Genomic DNA, 16,698 nt, shown 5'->3' with positions numbered 1-16,698 from the left:
TGCATAATTTGCTGATGTTTCAACGTGTTGCATGTCATCAACGCGCTTAAAAAAAATTAGAAAATGGTTAAAATTTATTTGACACGAGCAGGTCAACTGAGTATACACTCAAATAAAATGAGTAGTCACTCAAATTTTAGAGGTGTTATGTCAAAAAAAGATGCCATACTGCAGGCGGCCACTGTGCTGTTTTCCAAAAACGGGTTCAAAGAAACCTCCACCGCTGATCTGGCAAAAATGATCAATGTGGCGGAAGGAACCATTTTTTATCATTTCAAAACCAAAGAAAAATTGTTTTTAGCGGTTCTTGAAAAAACCAAAAAAATGATTCTGGAAGAATTTGACGCCTATATGGGAAATCAGCATTTTGACAGCGGCATGGGCATGATTGAACGTGCGGTATCCTTTCACTTATTTTTAGCCGGCAAAATGGAAAACGAATTTCTCCTTTTGCACCGGTACTACCCCTACCAGATGGCAGAGGCTGTACCGGAATGCCGCAATTATCTGGAAGCCATTTACGATTGTCTTGTTTCAATCTATGAAGACGGCATCGAAATGGGGCAGAAAGACGGATCCATAGATCTGCTGCCTGCCAGGAAAATCGCCCTGATTATCTTTTCCATGGTGGACGGGGTTGTCAGGTTTAAAACGTACAATCTATATAATGCCAATGCACTGTTCAATGAATTGGTAAGCGCCTGCAAACGCATACTAAAGACTTAGACAATCAACTTAGAAAGGTGTTCGACATGTTAACCAAAATACTGCCGTTCATAGAGTGGTTCAAGGATTACTCCCTGGCCAAATTCAGAATCGATTTTGTGGCCGGGCTTACTGTGGCCCTGGTACTTATTCCCCAGTCCATGGCCTATGCCCAGTTGGCTGGCCTGCCGGCCTACTACGGCCTTTATGCGGCATTTCTGCCCCCCATGATCGCTTCTTTGTTCGGATCCAGCCGCCAGCTGGCAACCGGTCCTGTGGCTGTGGTCTCTTTGATGACCGCAGCAAGTCTTGAACCTTTGGCATCAGCCGGAAGTGAAGCCTTTATTGCCTATGCAATTATCCTGGCTTTGACCGTGGGGGTATTCCAGCTGCTGCTCGGGATTCTGCGCCTGGGCCTGATTGTTAATTTTCTGTCCCATCCTGTTGTTAACGGGTTTACCAACGCGGCAGCAATTATCATTGCCACCTCCCAGCTGTCCAAACTGTTCGGCGTATATGTGGACAAGGCCCATCACCACTATGAAACCATTATCCGGGTGATTGAAAGTGCCTTTCATTACACCCATCTGCCCACCCTTGCCATGGGGCTTTTATCCATTGCCATCATGGTGGTGTTGAAACGCCTGAATCCAAGAATCCCTTACGTGCTTGTGGCGGTTGCCTTCACCACGATCATTTCCTGGGCCACCGGATTCCAGCATAATGCCTCTGTGGCCATTGACCAGATCATGGATAAGCCGGTTCAGGAAGATATTCAATCGTTTAACCATGCTGTTGAATCCATTGCCGCGTTAAGTATTGAACGCACAAAGCTTACATCCAAAATAGAAAGCAGCCATGATGCTTCTCCCCTTGACCGGCTGGATCTCGACTATCAGTCCAGGGTATTTACAGCTAAAATAAATGCTGCCAAAAGCCAGGCGTCTCAGATTCGTACCCGGCTTCGGGAAATGAAGTTCAGCGCGGTTGAGGACACAAATAAAGGGGTTCTGTTTTACCCCAAAGAGGGGCAGATGCCCGATGCCAGGGTGGATGGCCGGGTATACCGTATCCGGGTGGGTAATAAAATCCTGAATACACAATCTTTGCTGTTGACCGGTGGCGGGGCCGTGGTGGGTGAGGTCCCCAAAGGACTGCCAAAACTTGGCATACCGCCAATTACCATTCCCGTGTTCCTGCAGCTTTTGCCCTATGCCGTTATCATCTCCCTGCTCGGTTTCATGGAAGCCATTGCCATTGCCAAGGCCATGGCAGCCAAAACCGGACAGCGGCTTGATCCCAACCAGGAGCTTATCGGCCAGGGCCTTTCCAATATCCTGGGGTCTTTTGGCAAAAGTTATCCGGTATCCGGTTCTTTTTCCAGAAGTGCTGTGAATCTTCAGGCCGGCGCGGTTTCCGGTCTTTCCAGTGTCATTACAAGTCTTGTGGTCATCATTGCTTTGCTGTTTTTTACCCCCCTGCTTTACCATCTGCCCCAGGCAGTCCTTGCTTCGGTTATCATGATGGCGGTTATCGGGCTTGTGAACATTTCCGGTTTTGTTCATGCCTGGAAAGCACAGTGGTATGACGGCCTGATTTCCATTATTACCTTTGTTGTCACCCTGGCTGTGGCACCTCATCTGGAAAATGGCATCTACATTGGCGTGGGCCTGTCTTTGGGCGTGTTTCTGTATAAATGCATGCGCCCCAGAATCAGTTCTCTGTCCCGGGGCGAGGATCATTCCTTAAAAGACTCCTGTGTCCATGAGCTTGCCACATGTGAACACATTGAATTGATCCGCTTTGAAGGTCCGCTGTTTTTTGCCAATGCCAGCTACCTTGAAGATGAAATAAACAACCGGATTCAGAAAGAATCCGATCTAAGACATTTTATTATCGCCTGCAACGGTGTCAACGACATAGATGCCTCGGGCCAGGAAACGCTGGCCCTTATTATCCAGCGGTTAAGAAGCGCCGGATACGGCGTATCGTTAAGCGGTGTCAATGATGCGGTTTACAAGGTACTTGCACGTACGCACCTGCTTGAAGAGATCGGGGTTCACAATATTTACCCCACCATGGAAAAAGCACTGTCAATTGTTCATGCACAGACCCATGTTAATACCAAGGAAAATCAGTGCCCATTACTCGTAAACTGCCTGGGAACCCAATCAACTAAATAAAGGAGATATCCATGTCTATACTGACATTTTTCAGCGGTTCATATTGCGGCAAAAAATCAATCATTTCAGATGTTATTGATCAAAGCGGATTTAAACTGCTGTCAGACAATGATCTGGTGGCCTCGGCCAGCCGGCTGTCCGGAATGCCCGAAAATAAAATTGCCCGGTCTTTCCTTGAAAAAACATCGGTGTTCAATAAGTTCACCCATGAAAAAGAGCGCGCCATTGCTTACCTGCGCCTTGCCATGGCTGAATGCATGTCCCTGGACGATTGCGTGATTGAAGGATTTACAAGCCTTTTGATCCCTGCATCCATAAGCCACGTATTAAGAATCTGCCTGATTGCAGACAAGGCATTTCGAATTGAACAGGCCATGAAATCTCATAACTTAAGTGAAAAAGATGCTGTCAGCCTGATATCAAAAAATGACGAATCTTACAGTGCATGGTCTAATACGCTTTATAAAATTACCGATCCATGGGATGCTTCCCTTTACGACATGATTCTGCCCACGGACAAGATGGCCAAAGATGAAGCCGTGTCCCTGATTCTTGAAAATTTAAAAAATGAAGTGATTCAGCCCACCAAGGCATCAAGAAAGGCTGCCGATGATTTTGCCCTGGCCGCCCGGGTGGAAGTGGCATTGTCCAAGGAAGGCCATGCTGTGGGCGTCACAGCCCGGGACGGGCTGGTTACATTGACCATCAATACCAATGTTCTTCTTTTGGGAAGACTTGAAGAAGAGCTTAAAAAAATAGTACAACAGGTTCAAGGGGTTTCGTCCGTTGAAACCCGGATCGGAAAAGGTTTTTACCAGGCAGATATCTATCGCAGGTTCGATTTTCAGGTACCGTCAAAGGTTCTTCTAGTGGATGACGAGCGTGAATTTGTGCAGACACTTTCCGAAAGGCTGCAGATGCGGGACGTGGGATCTGCCATTGCCTATGATGGAGAATCTGCGTTGAACCTGATGGAAGCGGATGAACCGGATGTGATGATCCTGGATTTAAAAATGCCGGGTATTGACGGTATTGAAGTGCTTAAAAAGGTCAAGGCATCCAGGCCCCAAATTGAAGTCATCATTCTAACAGGCCATGGCTCGGAGGCTGACAGGGAGATCTGCATGAAGCTTGGGGCCTTTGCCTATCTTCAGAAACCTGTGGATATAGAAGAGTTAAGCCGGAATTTGAAGGCTGCCAATGAAAAGATCCGGCACAAAGAACAAAACTAACTGAAAAATTGCAGGGACAGGATAATCATTATGGTGCTGGAAACCAATAATACAGAAAAAAAAGCAGACAGCACAGGCCCAGGTACCAAACTGCTTAAAGGGGAGTTCCTTAATTATCAGAGGATATGGCTGATCTCCTTTGTGCTGACCGCCGCATTTGCCATTATGCCTGTTATTTTTTTTGCCGTCCTGGATTATAACCTGACCCGGCGGTCTCTGGAAAATGATGCCGAGGCCAGGGCTTCCCGCCTGGCCTCCAATACCTGGCGTTCACTTTCCTTTTTTTTAGATGAGCGCAAAAATGCATTAAGCTACGTGGTGCGGTTCAATTCCTTTGAGCAGCTTGGGAACACACAGCAACTGGCAAACATTTTAGATTTTTTGCACCAAAGCTTTGGGGGATTTACCGATATCGGCATTATTGACGCCACCGGTGTTCAACGTGCCTATGCAGGCCCCCATGGCCTTGCAGGTAAAAATTACAAGGATCAGCAATGGTTTAAGGACACCATATCCCATGGAACTTCTGTGAGTGATGTGTTTCTGGGATTCAGAAATGTTCCCCATATTTCCATTGCCCTGCGTCATATGGCCCCGGATAATACCTATTTCATAATCCGGGCCACCATTGAGCACCAGTTGCCCAAAATTTTATCCGAAGTCAAAACATCGGGCAACGGGGATGCCTTTTTAATCAATGCAAAGGGCGTGCTTCAAACACCTTCACACTATTTCGGGGATGTGCTTGAAAAAACAAACATTGCCTTACCCCCGGCCATGGCCCAGACCCGGACCATGACCATTACCCTGGAAAATGGACAGGATATGATCGCAGCGTTCAGGCACATACCCAATACGTCCTTTATCCTGGTGGTGCTGAAATCCAAACAGGTCATCATGTCCCCCTGGCATGACAGCCAGGTGGCATTGATCAAGTATCTGGGCATCAGCATATCTGTCATTCTTTTATGGATCTGGGCCGTAACCGGATATTTTGTCCGGCGTTTGAAAATTTTAGACCGTAATCGTCATAAATATTTTCATATGGCTGAATATGAAAACAAGATGGCTTCCATCGGCCGGCTTGCCGCAGGCGTGGCCCATGAAATCAACAATCCTCTGGCCATTATTAATGAAAAGGCAGGACTCATAAAAGATATGGTCTATTTCAAGCAGGAGTTGAAAAGAGATCCAAGACTTCTTGAGATTGTGGATGTGATCCTTGCTTCGGTGAAGCGATGCAGCAGGATCACACGTCAACTGCTCAGTTTCGGCCGCCAGACCCAGACCGTTCCCGTGCCCTTAACCCTTAAAACTGTCCTTGATGAGGTGCTGGTTTTTCTGGTAAAAGAGGCTCAGTTAAAAAATATTTTTATTGATATTGATGTGCCAGATACCCTGCCCCAGGTCATTGGCAACCCGGGTAAACTGCAGCAGATTTTTTTAAACATAATTAATAACGCATTTGCTGCCATGCCCCGGGACGGCAGGCTGTCCATCAGCGCACAAAAAACGGACGAACCATTTGTCCGCCTTAATATAAGTGATAGTGGGTGTGGTATTCCCCCTGAAAATCTCAATCACATTTTTGAACCGTTTTTTTCCACAAAGACCAATCAGGGCGGTACCGGTTTAGGATTATCCATCACCTATGGCCTTGTCCAGGAACTGGGCGGGCGGATTGAAGCAAAAAGCAAAATTAATGAGGGCACCACATTTATAATCTATCTGCCCACAACCACAACACAGAAAGAAGGGTGAACTATGCAGATACTTCTGGTCGACGATGAGAAGGAACTGGTTTCTACCCTGGCAGAACGCCTTGGGTACAGAGGCATTGATGCACACTGGGCTGTCACGCCCAATGATGCCGTTGCCATGCTGTCAGAACAAAGCTATGACATTGCGGTACTGGATGTTCAGATGCCGGAGATGAACGGCTTTGAGCTCAAGGAGCGGATGGAGGCCATATCTCCTGAACTCAAATTTATTTTCATGACCGGCCACGGGTCTGAAGAATGCTACCATGAAGGGTGTTCCCAGACCGGAGAGGCTTTTTATCTTGTTAAACCTGTGGAAATTGACAGTCTGATTGAAAAGCTTAACCAGGTTATGCACAATGGAGGAAAACCTTGAAACACACGGTTCAGGAAATTACAGATCAATACGGCCCGGCCTATTTCGGCCGGATGGGGGCAACCATCTCCCATGATATTAAAAACTGCCTGGCCATCATGAACGAAAATACAGGACTGATGTCCGATCATCTTATGATGGCCCAAAAAAATGGCGTTCCACCCGATATCGAGCGTTTTTCAGGGATTGTCCAGCGCATTGAAAAGCAGATCGGCCGGGCTGATGGTATCGTAAAATCCCTTAGTACCTTTTCCCACAGTATGGACAAGCCCGAACAGCAGATAGACCTGGATGAGGCGGTTACCCTTGCCCTTGCCCTTGGTGCCAGGATCATTGCCAACAAAGGCATCAAGGTGAATCATACCGGGGCTGCAGGCAAATTTTATGTCAACGGATCACTTTTCTTTTTATTGTCTCTGATCTGGTCAATTTTAGAAAATGCAACGGAAACCCTTGCATCAGGTGCCGTTCTCAATATATCCTCTATGAAAGATGAGAAAAGCCGGATTTGTTTAAGTTTTCAGTGCGAACAGCCTTTTGTATCGGATTCTGGCTGGCAGACAAGCGGTCTGGCACTGGATCTGTTCCAGGCAGAAATTGTATTAGATGATCAGCACACCAGGGTTGACCTGGTATTTGGCAAATAAAAAAATATTTTTAATAGATAACAGCTTCTTTAATATCAACTAGTTAAAAGGAGACCCCGGCAATGACTGAAAAAGTTTTAATCATAGATGACGAACAGGAGTTCACACAAGCCCTGGCAGAGAGGATGACGAACCGGGGAATGACGGTGAGTACTTCGAGTTCCGCCATTGAAGGCCTGCAAAGCGTTGAAGAACATACCTTTGACGTGGTGGTTCTTGATCTGCAGATGCCGGAAATGGATGGTATCGAAACTTTAAAAATTCTGAAAAAGAAAAATCCCGAACTTCAGGTCATTCTTTTAACCGGACATGCCACGGTTGAAAAAGGAATAGAGGCCATGAAGCTGGGTGCCATGGATCTGCTTGAAAAGCCGGCTGACATGACGACCCTGACAGAAAAGATCAAAAAAGCCCAGGCCAAAAAGATGATCCTGGTGGAGAAAAAAACAGAGGAAAGAATCCGGGATATTATGGAAACCCGCGGATGGTAGCACCTTAAGACTCAGGCGTTTGGTTGATTTATTCAACGGACAAAAAAAGGGATAAAGGCGTGAAGACCGGCCTTTATCCCTTTTCGTTTGGATTCAAACAAGGACTGTTGAAGTGGACCCCATGTCAAGACTGTTATTTGAGAGTGTTGAGGCTGAATTGTCAAGAACAAAGACCCTATGCTTCAGGAGCGCTTTGCCGGAAGAGCGCCTCCCGGCAAGGCGCTCTTGAAAGGAGATTTAAGCATCCTAATTATCAATAGATTGTATCAGTTCAGGAACCGATTTTGCTGACATAATTTTACCCTTCAAAGCTCTCAAAAGGTTGATATCCTGAATCGTTCTGATTTTTGTTATAATCGTTTTGCAGTCTTCGCCGTCACCAAACTTAATATTCACTGCCAGTTCAATGCCCTCCCGGGCCAATTCAAGCCCCTGCTCAAGCCCCTGAGCATGTCCTTCCTTTATTAATTTTTCAGCCAATGTCATGATGATACCTCCTTTTTCCTCAGACAACGTATTTGATACGAGAATATGAAATTTTTCTGTTGTAATATCTTCAACGTTGCTGAATACATATTTTATCAGGGATTCAAAATATTGCAATCCTGTTTCCTGTTCGGACAAATCCTTTAACAGCATAAAAATATTGGGCAAAAAATCTGCTATGTCCGGTTCAAATATGTGTTTGAGCAACAGCATGGCCACCTTGGCCATTATTGTTCCCTTGATCTGATCGTCTGTATATTGACTCAAATCATACAGAATAAACTCAAAATCCGGGGTGTAGCCTGCGAGCTTGTCAACCGGCCCCTCAAAAAGAGATGAAAAGCGTCTGTCCACCGTCCATTTTGGGGTGCCGTGATATAAAACCAAAGGGATTACAATGGGCAATTTTCGGGCTTTGGACTGTTTAAACCCGAGTCGCCAGATTTTGATCATATACTCAAGGAGTTGGAGATGAATCAGTCTGTCCAAATAGCTTTTATGTTCAAAAAGAAAGTATATATACCCTGTTGCCTCCTTTATTCTGACTTTATAAAGCATGTCAGAATAAAAATTTTTCAGATCCTTTTCAATAAATGAGTCCTTGCAGATTTCAAGGGTGTCCAGCCGTACAATCTCAATGACATGTGCTGGTAGGTAATTTTCTAAAAATGATCTGGCATTGTCCCGATCGCTCCAGGTTTCGCGGAACAGCTTGTCATGGGAATGATGCAGTTTGTTTTCTATATTTTCCATGCTGGATTTTTACCATGGCGGATAAGGAGCCACAAGATATAATCTGTTTAAACTGACTTTGGAACGGTTCTCGAGAGCGTTAACAGAAGGCATAGAGTCGTCATAGGGTCGGACCAATAACAATTCGAAATAAAAACAAATAGCCTTTATATACACCCTATATAGCAACTGCCAGTTTCCGGTGCCGGTCAGCAAAAAGGGCTGTGCTGAAATACCTTTCCGCGCCGTCGGGGAAAATGGTGGCGATATTTTTATCCTTTCCAAACAGATGCCGCATTTCAAGGGCTGCACATACGTTGGCACCGGAAGAAATTCCTACGAGGAAGCCTTGCTTACTTGCAAGCCAGCGGGTCATTTCCACCGCGCTGTCATCGTCAACTTCAATGACATTGTCGATCAGACTGGTATCCACAATGGAGGGAACAAATCCATCGCCTATGCCTTCTATTTTGTGGAGTCCCGGTTCATGGCCCAGAAGTGCAGAGGCATTTTTCGGCTCAACCGCAACAATCATGATTTCAGGATTCTTTTCCTTCAGGTATTTCCCTGTTCCCATGAGTGTGCCGCCGCTGCCAAGGCCTGACACAAAAATATCCACATGGCCGTTCATGTTTTTCCATATCTCAGGACCTGTGGAGAGATAATGGGACATACTGTTGTCATGATTTTCAAACTGGTCAGGGACAAAAATGTTGTCATCTTCAGCCATAATCTCTTTAAGCTTTTCAACAGCGCCTGCCACATTTTTTTCAGGAGGCGTTAAAATTAATTCAGCATTCAGAGCCCGGATCATTTTTTTTCTCTCATCACTCATATTTTCCGGCATGATGATCCTGACATCATACCCTTTGACCAAACCAACCATGGCCACTGCAATGCCTGTATTTCCGCTGGTTGCTTCTACGATGGACATTCCTTTTTTTAATCTGCCCTTTTTTTCAGCCTGTTCGATAATAAAAAGCGCAACGCGATCTTTGATTGAACCTCCCGGATTCAGGTATTCTGCTTTTGCGTAAATGTTCATGTCGTCATTTCCCCCAAGCCCGATCCGAAACATGGGGGTCGCTCCTATCTGATTCAAAATTTCGTTTGAATTCATTTTAAAATTACCTCCACTTTTAAAAAGGATACATTTATATTTTAAGTGCCGACTGCACAATTTACTGAAAAAAATCTGTTATCCGGGAAAGGCAGGATAAAAAAGCCGACCGGGCGGTATTGATGAAAAAATGCCCGCCTTGCAGGCCGATCAATTCAAAGGAATCCGTGGTATATCGTTTCCATGGTGCCATAACTGACTTGGGGGCCTCATCATCCTCAATACCGTAAATGGCAGTTATCGGTATATTCATGGGTGCTTCCTTTTTTAGGGTATACTTCTCCTCAATGGCAAGGTCCGCTCTGAGAATGGGTATATAGATTTCCATAAGTTCACTGTTTTCCAGCACAGTCTCAGGCGTACCGGAAAACCGGCGCAATTGCTGTATGAACGCCTCTCTTGGCAAATTGTGCAAAGGAGAAGGTTCGGGAATATGGGGAGCCCTTGCCCCCGAGACAACCAGATGGAGGGGAAGGGGCATTTGCTGCCGGCGCAGTTCCCGGATCATCTCAAAGGCAACCAGCCCCCCTGTGCTGTGGCCGTAAAAAACAAAAGGCTTGTCAAACCATGGTGCCAACGACGGTAAAAGCCGGGCCACCAGATCATGAACATCGGCAATGGGTGCTTCGCCGATGCGGTTTTCCCTGCCCGGCGGCTGAACTCCGCACACTTCCACGGTATCCGGTAAAAACGCCGGCCACATTCTAAAAGCTGCGGCACCGCCTCCGGCGTAGGGAAAACAAAACAGCCGCAGGATCGTCCTATTATTTTTATACACCATCAAAGCGGGAGTTTCCCGAACATCTCCAACTACCTTAGACATATACATGCTCTTCTCCTATTTTGATTCAGGGTTAAACCCAAATGTTGCGACCACTCTTTCATATACTGCAGGAGTGTTGGAAATATTTTTTCAGAATTGAGTGCAGTGAAAGATCTCTGCTTTAAAGCTTACCAATAAACTTTAAAGCCTCACGAATTTCGGTTTGCATGGTTGAATTCAATGGCATCAACGGTTTGCGGACAGTTGGTGTTGTAATAATTCCCATGAAATACAAGGCCATTTTATAACAGGCTATAAAATCCAATACGCTGTACACAGCAATATTAGTTAAAGGGCAAACTGTTTTCAGGTATATTTCACGGGCTTTTTCAATTTCACCGGCCTGAATATAATCAACTATATTTGTGATTTCGCCAGGCACAATGCAGCTGCAGGCAGAAGTCATACCGGAAGCACCATACAAAAGCATCTGATAAAAGCATCGGTCATGTCCTGCCCACGGAATGATCTTTCCCTGGGTAGCCTCTGTTATCATAGGTATTTTTCCCGGCTTCTCCACAAATATTTTAGAATATTTTATATTTTGCAGATTTTCACTTATTTTTGCATAAAGATCCAACCCAAACTCAATGCCAGCCCCGCCGTCATATATTAAAATTGGCAGGTTAACGGCATCATTGATCGCTTTAAAATGTTCATATATACCAGCACCCGTATGCGGAACCCGATAAGGTGCCGTTGTAAAAAGATAGTCAGCACCAGCTTTTTCAGCGTATTTTGCCAAATCCACCGAAATTGCAGTGGAGGGGGATTCAACGGTAAAGCCAACTGGCGTACGGCCATCAACGTATTCCAGGGCTAAATCAAGACATGTTTTTCTCTCATCTGTGTCAAATAAAAAAGCCTCGCCGGTGGTACTCTGGGCCAGAACACCATGAACTCCGTTGGTAATAACATAATCAATAAGTCTTTTTGTGCTCTGTTTATCAATAGTTTCATCTTCGTTCAAAGGTGTCAGCAAAACACACTGACTCCCATAAATTTTTTTTGGCATGATAGATTCCTTTATTTTAAAACCGTTTCATAGAACTGGGGTCACCCAGTTGAATTTATCTTCACGGTTTCCAAGCTTGATTCCGGTAAGTTCCTCATCGAATTTTACAGCCAGCTCACCGGGTTTATTCCCGTTTATAGTCAGCTCTGTGTCATCAAGGCCTATTTTTCCGACAGGGGAAATACCAACGCCGGTCCCTGAACCAAAAACTTCTTTAAGATCGCCGCTGTCGTGCGCTTCCAGAATTTCATCTATGGAGATCCTGCGCTCGGATATTTTAAAGCCCCAGTTGTTTGAAAGATCAATAACCGAGGACCTTGTTATGCCGGGAAGAATACTTCCGGTAAGCTTGGGGGTTACTATCTCATCACCTATAACAAAAAATATATTCATAGACCCGACCTCTTCTATATATTTTTTCTCGACCGCATCAAGCCAGAGTACCTGGTTATAGCCGTTTTCTGCCGCCTCTGTTGCTGCAAATAAACTTGCAGCATAATTGCCGGCTGTCTTAAACTCCCCCACACCTCCGGGAATAGCCCTTGTATAATCTTTAGAAACCCATATGTTAACAGGTTTAAAGCCTTCATAATATGCGCCGACAGGAGAGAGTATGACAAAATATCTGTAAGTTTCAGATGGTCTTAAATCAATAGAAGGATCTGTGGCAATTATCGCAGGCCTTATATAAAGTGATGTTCCCGGAGCTTCGGGAACCCAGTCTTTTTCAAGCTTTAGAAGTTTGTGCAACGCTTTTATAAGAAAGTCGCTGTCAAGTTCAGGAATACACAGTCCTTTTGCAGAGTTGTTAAGTCGTTTGAAATTATCTTTTACCCTGAAAAGAAGGATATCTTTTTTATCATTTTTATATGCTTTTAGTCCCTCAAATATCGCCTGCCCATAGTGCAGGACCATAGTTGCCGGAGAAAATTCAAATTTTTGAAAAGGTTCAATTCTGGCATTGTGCCAACCTTTTTCAGGGTTATAGTCAAGGTTAAACATATGATCTGTAAAAATATTACCAAAACCCAGAGTTGAACCATCGGGTTTCTTACCTATAGGATTTTTTTTTATTACTTTTATCTCCATAATGCCTTCCAGTTCCATATGAAAGTCCCAATAAATTGTTAAATCACTTTCATGTGTTGTTGTGTGACGGTTTGGGTGAAAAATCAGATCAGCCTGTGGCTGTTATATAAAAACAATCATTTTTACTCTGTCTGTCTTTTGCGAGATCATTTGCCACATTAATTATCATATCTTCCTGCCCCGCAAGAATTTTTCGTTTGCCTAATTCAAAAAAGATATCTTTGGGATCAACCTCAAATTCTTCAGAAATTCTTACAACATGTTTTTCAAAACCTGAGAACACACCGGCCAGACCGCTGGCAATATTGATTGAGCTGGTATGCGGCATGCTATTGATAATAAATTTTTCAGCGATATCAGCAGCGTCTAATAATTCGTACAAATTCAGACTGCTATTTATTTCTTTTCTGCGTTGAAAAACAGCAGCAAGAGCTTCAATTTGGGCATTTCCTGCTCCAGCGCCAAAACCCCTTGCAGTTGCATCAATTATTAATGCCCCGGATTTTACTGCCTCCAAAGAGTTTGCAATTGCCATCCCTAGATTATTATGCGCGTGAAAACCAACAGGAACAGACAAATTCTCAACCAAATATGAAACTTTTGTTTTGACGTCCTCGGGTAGAGAATATCCCGCAGAATCCATCAAAATAATACCTTCAGCTCCATAATCCTGCATTTTTAATGCCTCTTGACAAAGAGGTTCTGCCTCCAGCATGTGACACATCAACAACACACCAAAAACGGTTTTACCATTTTTTTTACAGAATTTTATATGAGGTTCTGTTGTATCTGCCTCCGTGCAATGTGAGACGATTCTAAAAACATCCGCCCCAATATCAATGGCGGGTTTCAGATCTTTTTCAATGGTAGCAAAGCCAGGAACAACAAAAACCCCCAACTTTGAATTTTTGAGGCTTTTTCTGGCTGCCTGAAGAAGTACTCTGTCCGGAGTTAAAGATTCTCCAACCTGTAAAGAAGAGGCCCCAAGTCCATTCCCGTGACCGACTTCAACAATATCCACCCCCGACTTATCAATCTTGTTACAATACAATTCCACCTGTTCAGATGTCAGTTGGTGAAGGAGCGCATGGCTGCCATCCCTTAATGTTGCATCATTTATAATTAACTTTTCGTTCATTTCCTTTTATCTCCTTTGCATATTCCTCTGCTATCGTAACAGCAGCACAATTTATAATATCCAGATTGCCTGCAAATTTAGGGAGATAATCCCCAAGCCCTTTAACTTTGACGATAACAACTATCCGGTTTCCTTCCCATATAGGGCCAATTTCAATTCTATATCCTGGCACATAGGATTGAACTTCTTTAACAATTGTATCCAAAAAAGAACTGAGTTTTTCCAGATTATGATTTTTTACCTTTGCAAAAATGGTTGTTTGCATATCCACACCCGGGACAGCAGGATTAAGAACCAACAGTGTTTTTACCTTCTTTACACCCGTAAAATATTTCAGCGCTCTTTCTGTAGTTGTAATGTACTCATCCACGTTGGCTCTTGAGGCTGGACCGGCACTTTTCGAAGATGCACTGACAACAACCTCCAGATACTCTATATCGTCATGGGTTTGACTTATTGAGTAGGCAACCGGAAGGGAGGCCTGTCCCCCGCACGTAATCAGATTAGACTCTTTATGTTTTAAAGACGCTTTGATGTTTATGGAAGGAACACACATCATACCGTTGTTGGAAGGGGTCAGGTCTATTACCTTCTTCCCCATTTTTTTTAGCGAGAATAAATTTTTTAAATGAGATTCTGCCGAAGTTGCATCAAAAACAAGATCAAATTGATCTTTGTTTTTTAGTAAGTAATCTATCCCTTTATCAGAGCATGGGACATCAAGTGTTCTGGCTTTCTGCATTCCGGCAGATTTATAATTTCTTCCTGCAAAAATTGAGCAGTCAAGGAATTCGGAGCGCAACACCTTGATCAAAAGATCCGTTCCTATATTGCCTGTACCTAAAATAGCAACATGCATAAGATACCTCACGAAATTGTAATGATTTTTATTAAATTTTATAAGAGACTAGAGACAAGATCCTGGAAAAAGAGGGTGAAGCGCCTGGGGGCGCCCATTTTAGCCCCTCATTGTCGGCGTCTTTAGTTTCGTTGTTCGTTGTGGATTTGCGGCCCATGGGGGGGACAATGCCATAAACTTAAGCATTGAGATTTTATTTTACCACGAAGTCCACGAAGATATTAGAGTACTAAACTTCGTGTTCTTCGTGAACTTCGTGGTTTTAATCTGAAAAGTTTCTTAACTTTATGACATTGATGAGGGGAATACAGAAAGTTCCAACAACATCATTCGCCAATGTGCCATTCCTTGCTGCTTAACTGTGCTTGCCATAGCGCATTGTATTTACCTTGTTTTTCGAGCAAGTCTGAGTGGGTACCTTTTTCAACTAACTCCCCGTCATCAATGACGAGGATCTGGTCCGCACCTGTAATTGTAGAGAGACGATGTGCGATAACAATAATAGTTTTATCCTTGACCAGTGTGTCGATGGCCTTTTGTACGGCGACCTCACTTTGTGTATCAAGGGCTGCAGTCGGTTCATCCAGAATGACGACAGGTGCATCTTTCAGGATGGCGCGAGCGATACTGATTCGTTGACGTTCTCCTCCTGAAAGACTGCCTCCGATATCGCCCACAGTGGTATGATATCCATTGGGCAGATCTTTTATAAACTCGTGACAACAGGCGGCTTTTGCGGCCTGGATAACCTCTTCATCCGTTGCGTCGGATTTAGCCATTCGGATATTCTCAATAATGGTTTCATCAAAGAGGTATACATCTTGAAAAACAACGGCAAAGTAGCTCATAAGCTCTTCCTGGCTTATCTGCCGGATATCGATTCCGCCGATGAAAACCGCTCCTGCCTGGGGATCAGCATAACGCATCATCAGTCTGGCAATCGTTGTCTTGCCTGACCCGGACGGTCCAACCACAGCCGTCATGGCCTGTCCGGGGATCGTGAATGTGCATTTTTTGAGGGCCTTCTCTTCCTGTCCGTGGTAGGTAAAATCCACATGACTGAAACGGATTTCAAAGTTATTTGCCTTGCCTTGAGGACTTATCACCTCAAGCGGTTGTGTTTTCAGAATCTCTTTGACACGCGCAAAGCCGGCATTCATGATATCCAGTACGGAGGTCGTCGCCAAAAAAAGTGATAACGGCTCCATCAAGCGTGAAACAATGACAAGCAACGCGGCGATAACAGCGATATTCATCGTCCCGTTGCCGACCCAAATACTTCCCCATATGGCGATCATAATAAGTGCCAACAGGATCAGCATGTCACCCATGACCAGATTGACAATAGTACCCCACACCGAAGCCCGTTGAAGATCTCTGACATGAATAATCCCTTCATGAAGGTGTTTCGCATTTTTTCCGGTCTGATTCGTGGCGCGTAAAACAGGAAGGCCCTGAATGTACTCTATGATATCCGACTCCAGAACACTGTTGGCCTTGGTCATTTCCGTTTTTTCATGGGCGCCGCTCTTTCGTTTTTTGCGATACAGAGGAATGGCAAGGGGCATGATCAGCAGCAGCAGCACCGCCATCTGCCAGTCGATAAAAAACATGCCAACAATCACCACGACCGGGGTGAGAAAGTTCTCGATAAGCATGCCTGACACCATCCCCAGCAGCATCACGCTCTCATCGACATTACTGGACAAACTGGAGTTAACCCATCTTTTCGAAAATTCTAAGACAAACATAAAATTTCACCTATTTTTTATGGCACTATGAATTTATTTCATAATGTTTTAAGTGTGTTGCATGCGGCTCCTTCAATATTCTCCAATGTAGTGCCATAAAATTATAAAGTTGTTGATTTTTCCATTGACATGTGTATATAGTGGCCCCATGTATATTCGAAGAACTACGATTAAAAGCCGAAAAGATGGCCGCCAGTATTACACCTACAGGTTGGTTGAATCAGAACGAACTGAGAAGGGTGTGCGCCAGCGTACAATACTCAATTTGGGTACAGGTTTTTCTCTACCACG

15 protein-coding genes are annotated in these 16,698 nt (G+C 44.5%); 7 read left to right on the top strand and 8 right to left on the bottom strand.

Going from position 1 to position 16,698, the window contains the following annotated elements; genetic code table 11:
- The first annotated feature begins 147 nt into the window (after nucleotides 1–147).
- The 7 genes from Q366_RS10755 to Q366_RS10725 all read left to right on the top strand — a co-directional run bounded on the left by Q366_RS10755 (nucleotide 148) and on the right by Q366_RS10725 (nucleotide 7,394).
- Complete coding sequence (locus Q366_RS10755) at nucleotides 148–726, top strand: TetR/AcrR family transcriptional regulator (protein ID WP_035238812.1); 579 nt, start codon at nucleotides 148–150, stop codon at nucleotides 724–726.
- A gap of 26 nt (nucleotides 727–752) precedes the next feature.
- Complete coding sequence (locus Q366_RS10750) at nucleotides 753–2,888, top strand: SulP family inorganic anion transporter (protein WP_035238811.1); 2,136 nt, start codon at nucleotides 753–755, stop codon at nucleotides 2,886–2,888.
- Nucleotides 2,889–2,899: 11 nt separating this feature from the next.
- Nucleotides 2,900–4,120 (top strand): response regulator, encoded by a 1,221-nt coding sequence (locus tag Q366_RS10745; protein ID WP_035238809.1) that lies wholly within the window; start codon nucleotides 2,900–2,902, stop codon nucleotides 4,118–4,120.
- 30 nt (nucleotides 4,121–4,150) lie between these two features.
- Nucleotides 4,151–5,881: a sensor histidine kinase gene (locus Q366_RS10740; protein WP_035238807.1), complete on the top strand. Its 1,731-nt coding sequence runs from the start codon at nucleotides 4,151–4,153 to the stop codon at nucleotides 5,879–5,881.
- Between the two features lie 3 nt (nucleotides 5,882–5,884).
- Nucleotides 5,885–6,256, top strand: coding sequence for a response regulator (locus Q366_RS10735; protein ID WP_035238805.1), 372 nt, complete (start codon nucleotides 5,885–5,887; stop codon nucleotides 6,254–6,256).
- A complete protein-coding gene (locus Q366_RS10730; protein ID WP_035238803.1) occupies nucleotides 6,253–6,903 on the top strand; it encodes a sensor histidine kinase in 651 nt (216 codons plus the stop codon). The genes Q366_RS10735 and Q366_RS10730 overlap by 4 nt, the downstream gene beginning before the upstream one ends.
- A gap of 62 nt (nucleotides 6,904–6,965) precedes the next feature.
- A complete protein-coding gene (locus Q366_RS10725; RefSeq protein ID WP_035238801.1) occupies nucleotides 6,966–7,394 on the top strand; it encodes a response regulator in 429 nt (142 codons plus the stop codon).
- 246 nt (nucleotides 7,395–7,640) lie between these two features.
- On the opposite strand, the gene Q366_RS10720 is transcribed toward Q366_RS10725, so the two are convergent.
- The 8 genes from Q366_RS10720 to Q366_RS10685 all read right to left on the bottom strand — a co-directional run bounded on the left by Q366_RS10720 (nucleotide 7,641) and on the right by Q366_RS10685 (nucleotide 16,407).
- Nucleotides 7,641–8,633 carry an Rpn family recombination-promoting nuclease/putative transposase gene (locus tag Q366_RS10720; protein WP_035238799.1) on the bottom strand — a complete coding sequence of 331 codons (993 nt, stop codon included), beginning with the start codon at nucleotides 8,631–8,633 and terminating at the stop codon, nucleotides 7,641–7,643.
- A 157-nt stretch (nucleotides 8,634–8,790) separates the two neighbouring features.
- The gene (cysK, locus tag Q366_RS10715) at nucleotides 8,791–9,732 is read right to left on the bottom strand and encodes a cysteine synthase A (protein WP_035238797.1); all 942 of its coding nucleotides are present in this window, start codon (nucleotides 9,730–9,732) and stop codon (nucleotides 8,791–8,793) included.
- A gap of 61 nt (nucleotides 9,733–9,793) precedes the next feature.
- Nucleotides 9,794–10,555, bottom strand: a complete 762-nt coding sequence (locus Q366_RS10710) for a thioesterase II family protein (protein WP_169742953.1) — start codon at nucleotides 10,553–10,555, stop codon at nucleotides 9,794–9,796.
- Between the two features lie 121 nt (nucleotides 10,556–10,676).
- Entirely contained in the window at nucleotides 10,677–11,570 is an 894-nt protein-coding gene (locus tag Q366_RS10705) for a dihydrodipicolinate synthase family protein (protein ID WP_035238795.1), read from the bottom strand.
- A gap of 27 nt (nucleotides 11,571–11,597) precedes the next feature.
- Entirely contained in the window at nucleotides 11,598–12,677 is a 1,080-nt protein-coding gene (locus Q366_RS10700; protein ID WP_342668590.1) for a branched-chain amino acid aminotransferase, read from the bottom strand.
- Nucleotides 12,678–12,747: 70 nt separating this feature from the next.
- Nucleotides 12,748–13,797: a 4-hydroxy-2-oxovalerate aldolase gene (gene dmpG / locus Q366_RS10695; RefSeq protein ID WP_035238792.1), complete on the bottom strand. Its 1,050-nt coding sequence runs from the start codon at nucleotides 13,795–13,797 to the stop codon at nucleotides 12,748–12,750.
- Complete coding sequence (locus tag Q366_RS10690) at nucleotides 13,772–14,656, bottom strand: acetaldehyde dehydrogenase (acetylating) (RefSeq protein WP_035238790.1); 885 nt, start codon at nucleotides 14,654–14,656, stop codon at nucleotides 13,772–13,774. The genes dmpG and Q366_RS10690 overlap by 26 nt, the downstream gene beginning before the upstream one ends.
- A gap of 326 nt (nucleotides 14,657–14,982) precedes the next feature.
- Nucleotides 14,983–16,407, bottom strand: a complete 1,425-nt coding sequence (locus Q366_RS10685; RefSeq protein ID WP_245619932.1) for an ABC transporter ATP-binding protein — start codon at nucleotides 16,405–16,407, stop codon at nucleotides 14,983–14,985.
- Nucleotides 16,408–16,698: the final 291 nt, after the last annotated feature.

This window comes from Desulfobacter vibrioformis DSM 8776 (assembly GCF_000745975.1).
In the GTDB taxonomy this organism is placed as follows: Bacteria; Desulfobacterota; Desulfobacteria; order Desulfobacterales; family Desulfobacteraceae; genus Desulfobacter; species Desulfobacter vibrioformis.
The sequence above is the reverse complement of the archived record's forward strand: the minus strand, read 5'-3'. Positions and strand labels throughout refer to the sequence as shown.

What these genes read in the sequence shown, in the direction of transcription:
- Q366_RS10755 (WP_035238812.1), top strand. Translation starts at nt 148, where the DNA reads ATGTCAAAAAAAGATGCCATACTGCAGGCGGCCACTGTGCTGTTTTCC.
- Q366_RS10750 (WP_035238811.1), top strand. Translation starts at nt 753, where the DNA reads ATGTTAACCAAAATACTGCCGTTCATAGAGTGGTTCAAGGATTACTCC.
- Q366_RS10745 (WP_035238809.1), top strand. Translation starts at nt 2,900, where the DNA reads ATGTCTATACTGACATTTTTCAGCGGTTCATATTGCGGCAAAAAATCA.
- Q366_RS10740 (WP_035238807.1), top strand. Translation starts at nt 4,151, where the DNA reads ATGGTGCTGGAAACCAATAATACAGAAAAAAAAGCAGACAGCACAGGC.
- Q366_RS10735 (WP_035238805.1), top strand. Translation starts at nt 5,885, where the DNA reads ATGCAGATACTTCTGGTCGACGATGAGAAGGAACTGGTTTCTACCCTG.
- Q366_RS10725 (WP_035238801.1), top strand. Translation starts at nt 6,966, where the DNA reads ATGACTGAAAAAGTTTTAATCATAGATGACGAACAGGAGTTCACACAA.
- Q366_RS10720 (WP_035238799.1), bottom strand. Translation starts at nt 8,633, where the DNA reads ATGGAAAATATAGAAAACAAACTGCATCATTCCCATGACAAGCTGTTC.
- cysK (WP_035238797.1), bottom strand. Translation starts at nt 9,732, where the DNA reads ATGAATTCAAACGAAATTTTGAATCAGATAGGAGCGACCCCCATGTTT.
- Q366_RS10710 (WP_169742953.1), bottom strand. Translation starts at nt 10,555, where the DNA reads ATGTCTAAGGTAGTTGGAGATGTTCGGGAAACTCCCGCTTTGATGGTG.
- Q366_RS10705 (WP_035238795.1), bottom strand. Translation starts at nt 11,570, where the DNA reads ATGCCAAAAAAAATTTATGGGAGTCAGTGTGTTTTGCTGACACCTTTG.
- Q366_RS10700 (WP_342668590.1), bottom strand. Translation starts at nt 12,677, where the DNA reads ATGGAACTGGAAGGCATTATGGAGATAAAAGTAATAAAAAAAAATCCT.
- dmpG (WP_035238792.1), bottom strand. Translation starts at nt 13,797, where the DNA reads ATGAACGAAAAGTTAATTATAAATGATGCAACATTAAGGGATGGCAGC.
- Q366_RS10690 (WP_035238790.1), bottom strand. Translation starts at nt 14,656, where the DNA reads ATGCATGTTGCTATTTTAGGTACAGGCAATATAGGAACGGATCTTTTG.
- Q366_RS10685 (WP_245619932.1), bottom strand. Translation starts at nt 16,407, where the DNA reads ATGTTTGTCTTAGAATTTTCGAAAAGATGGGTTAACTCCAGTTTGTCC.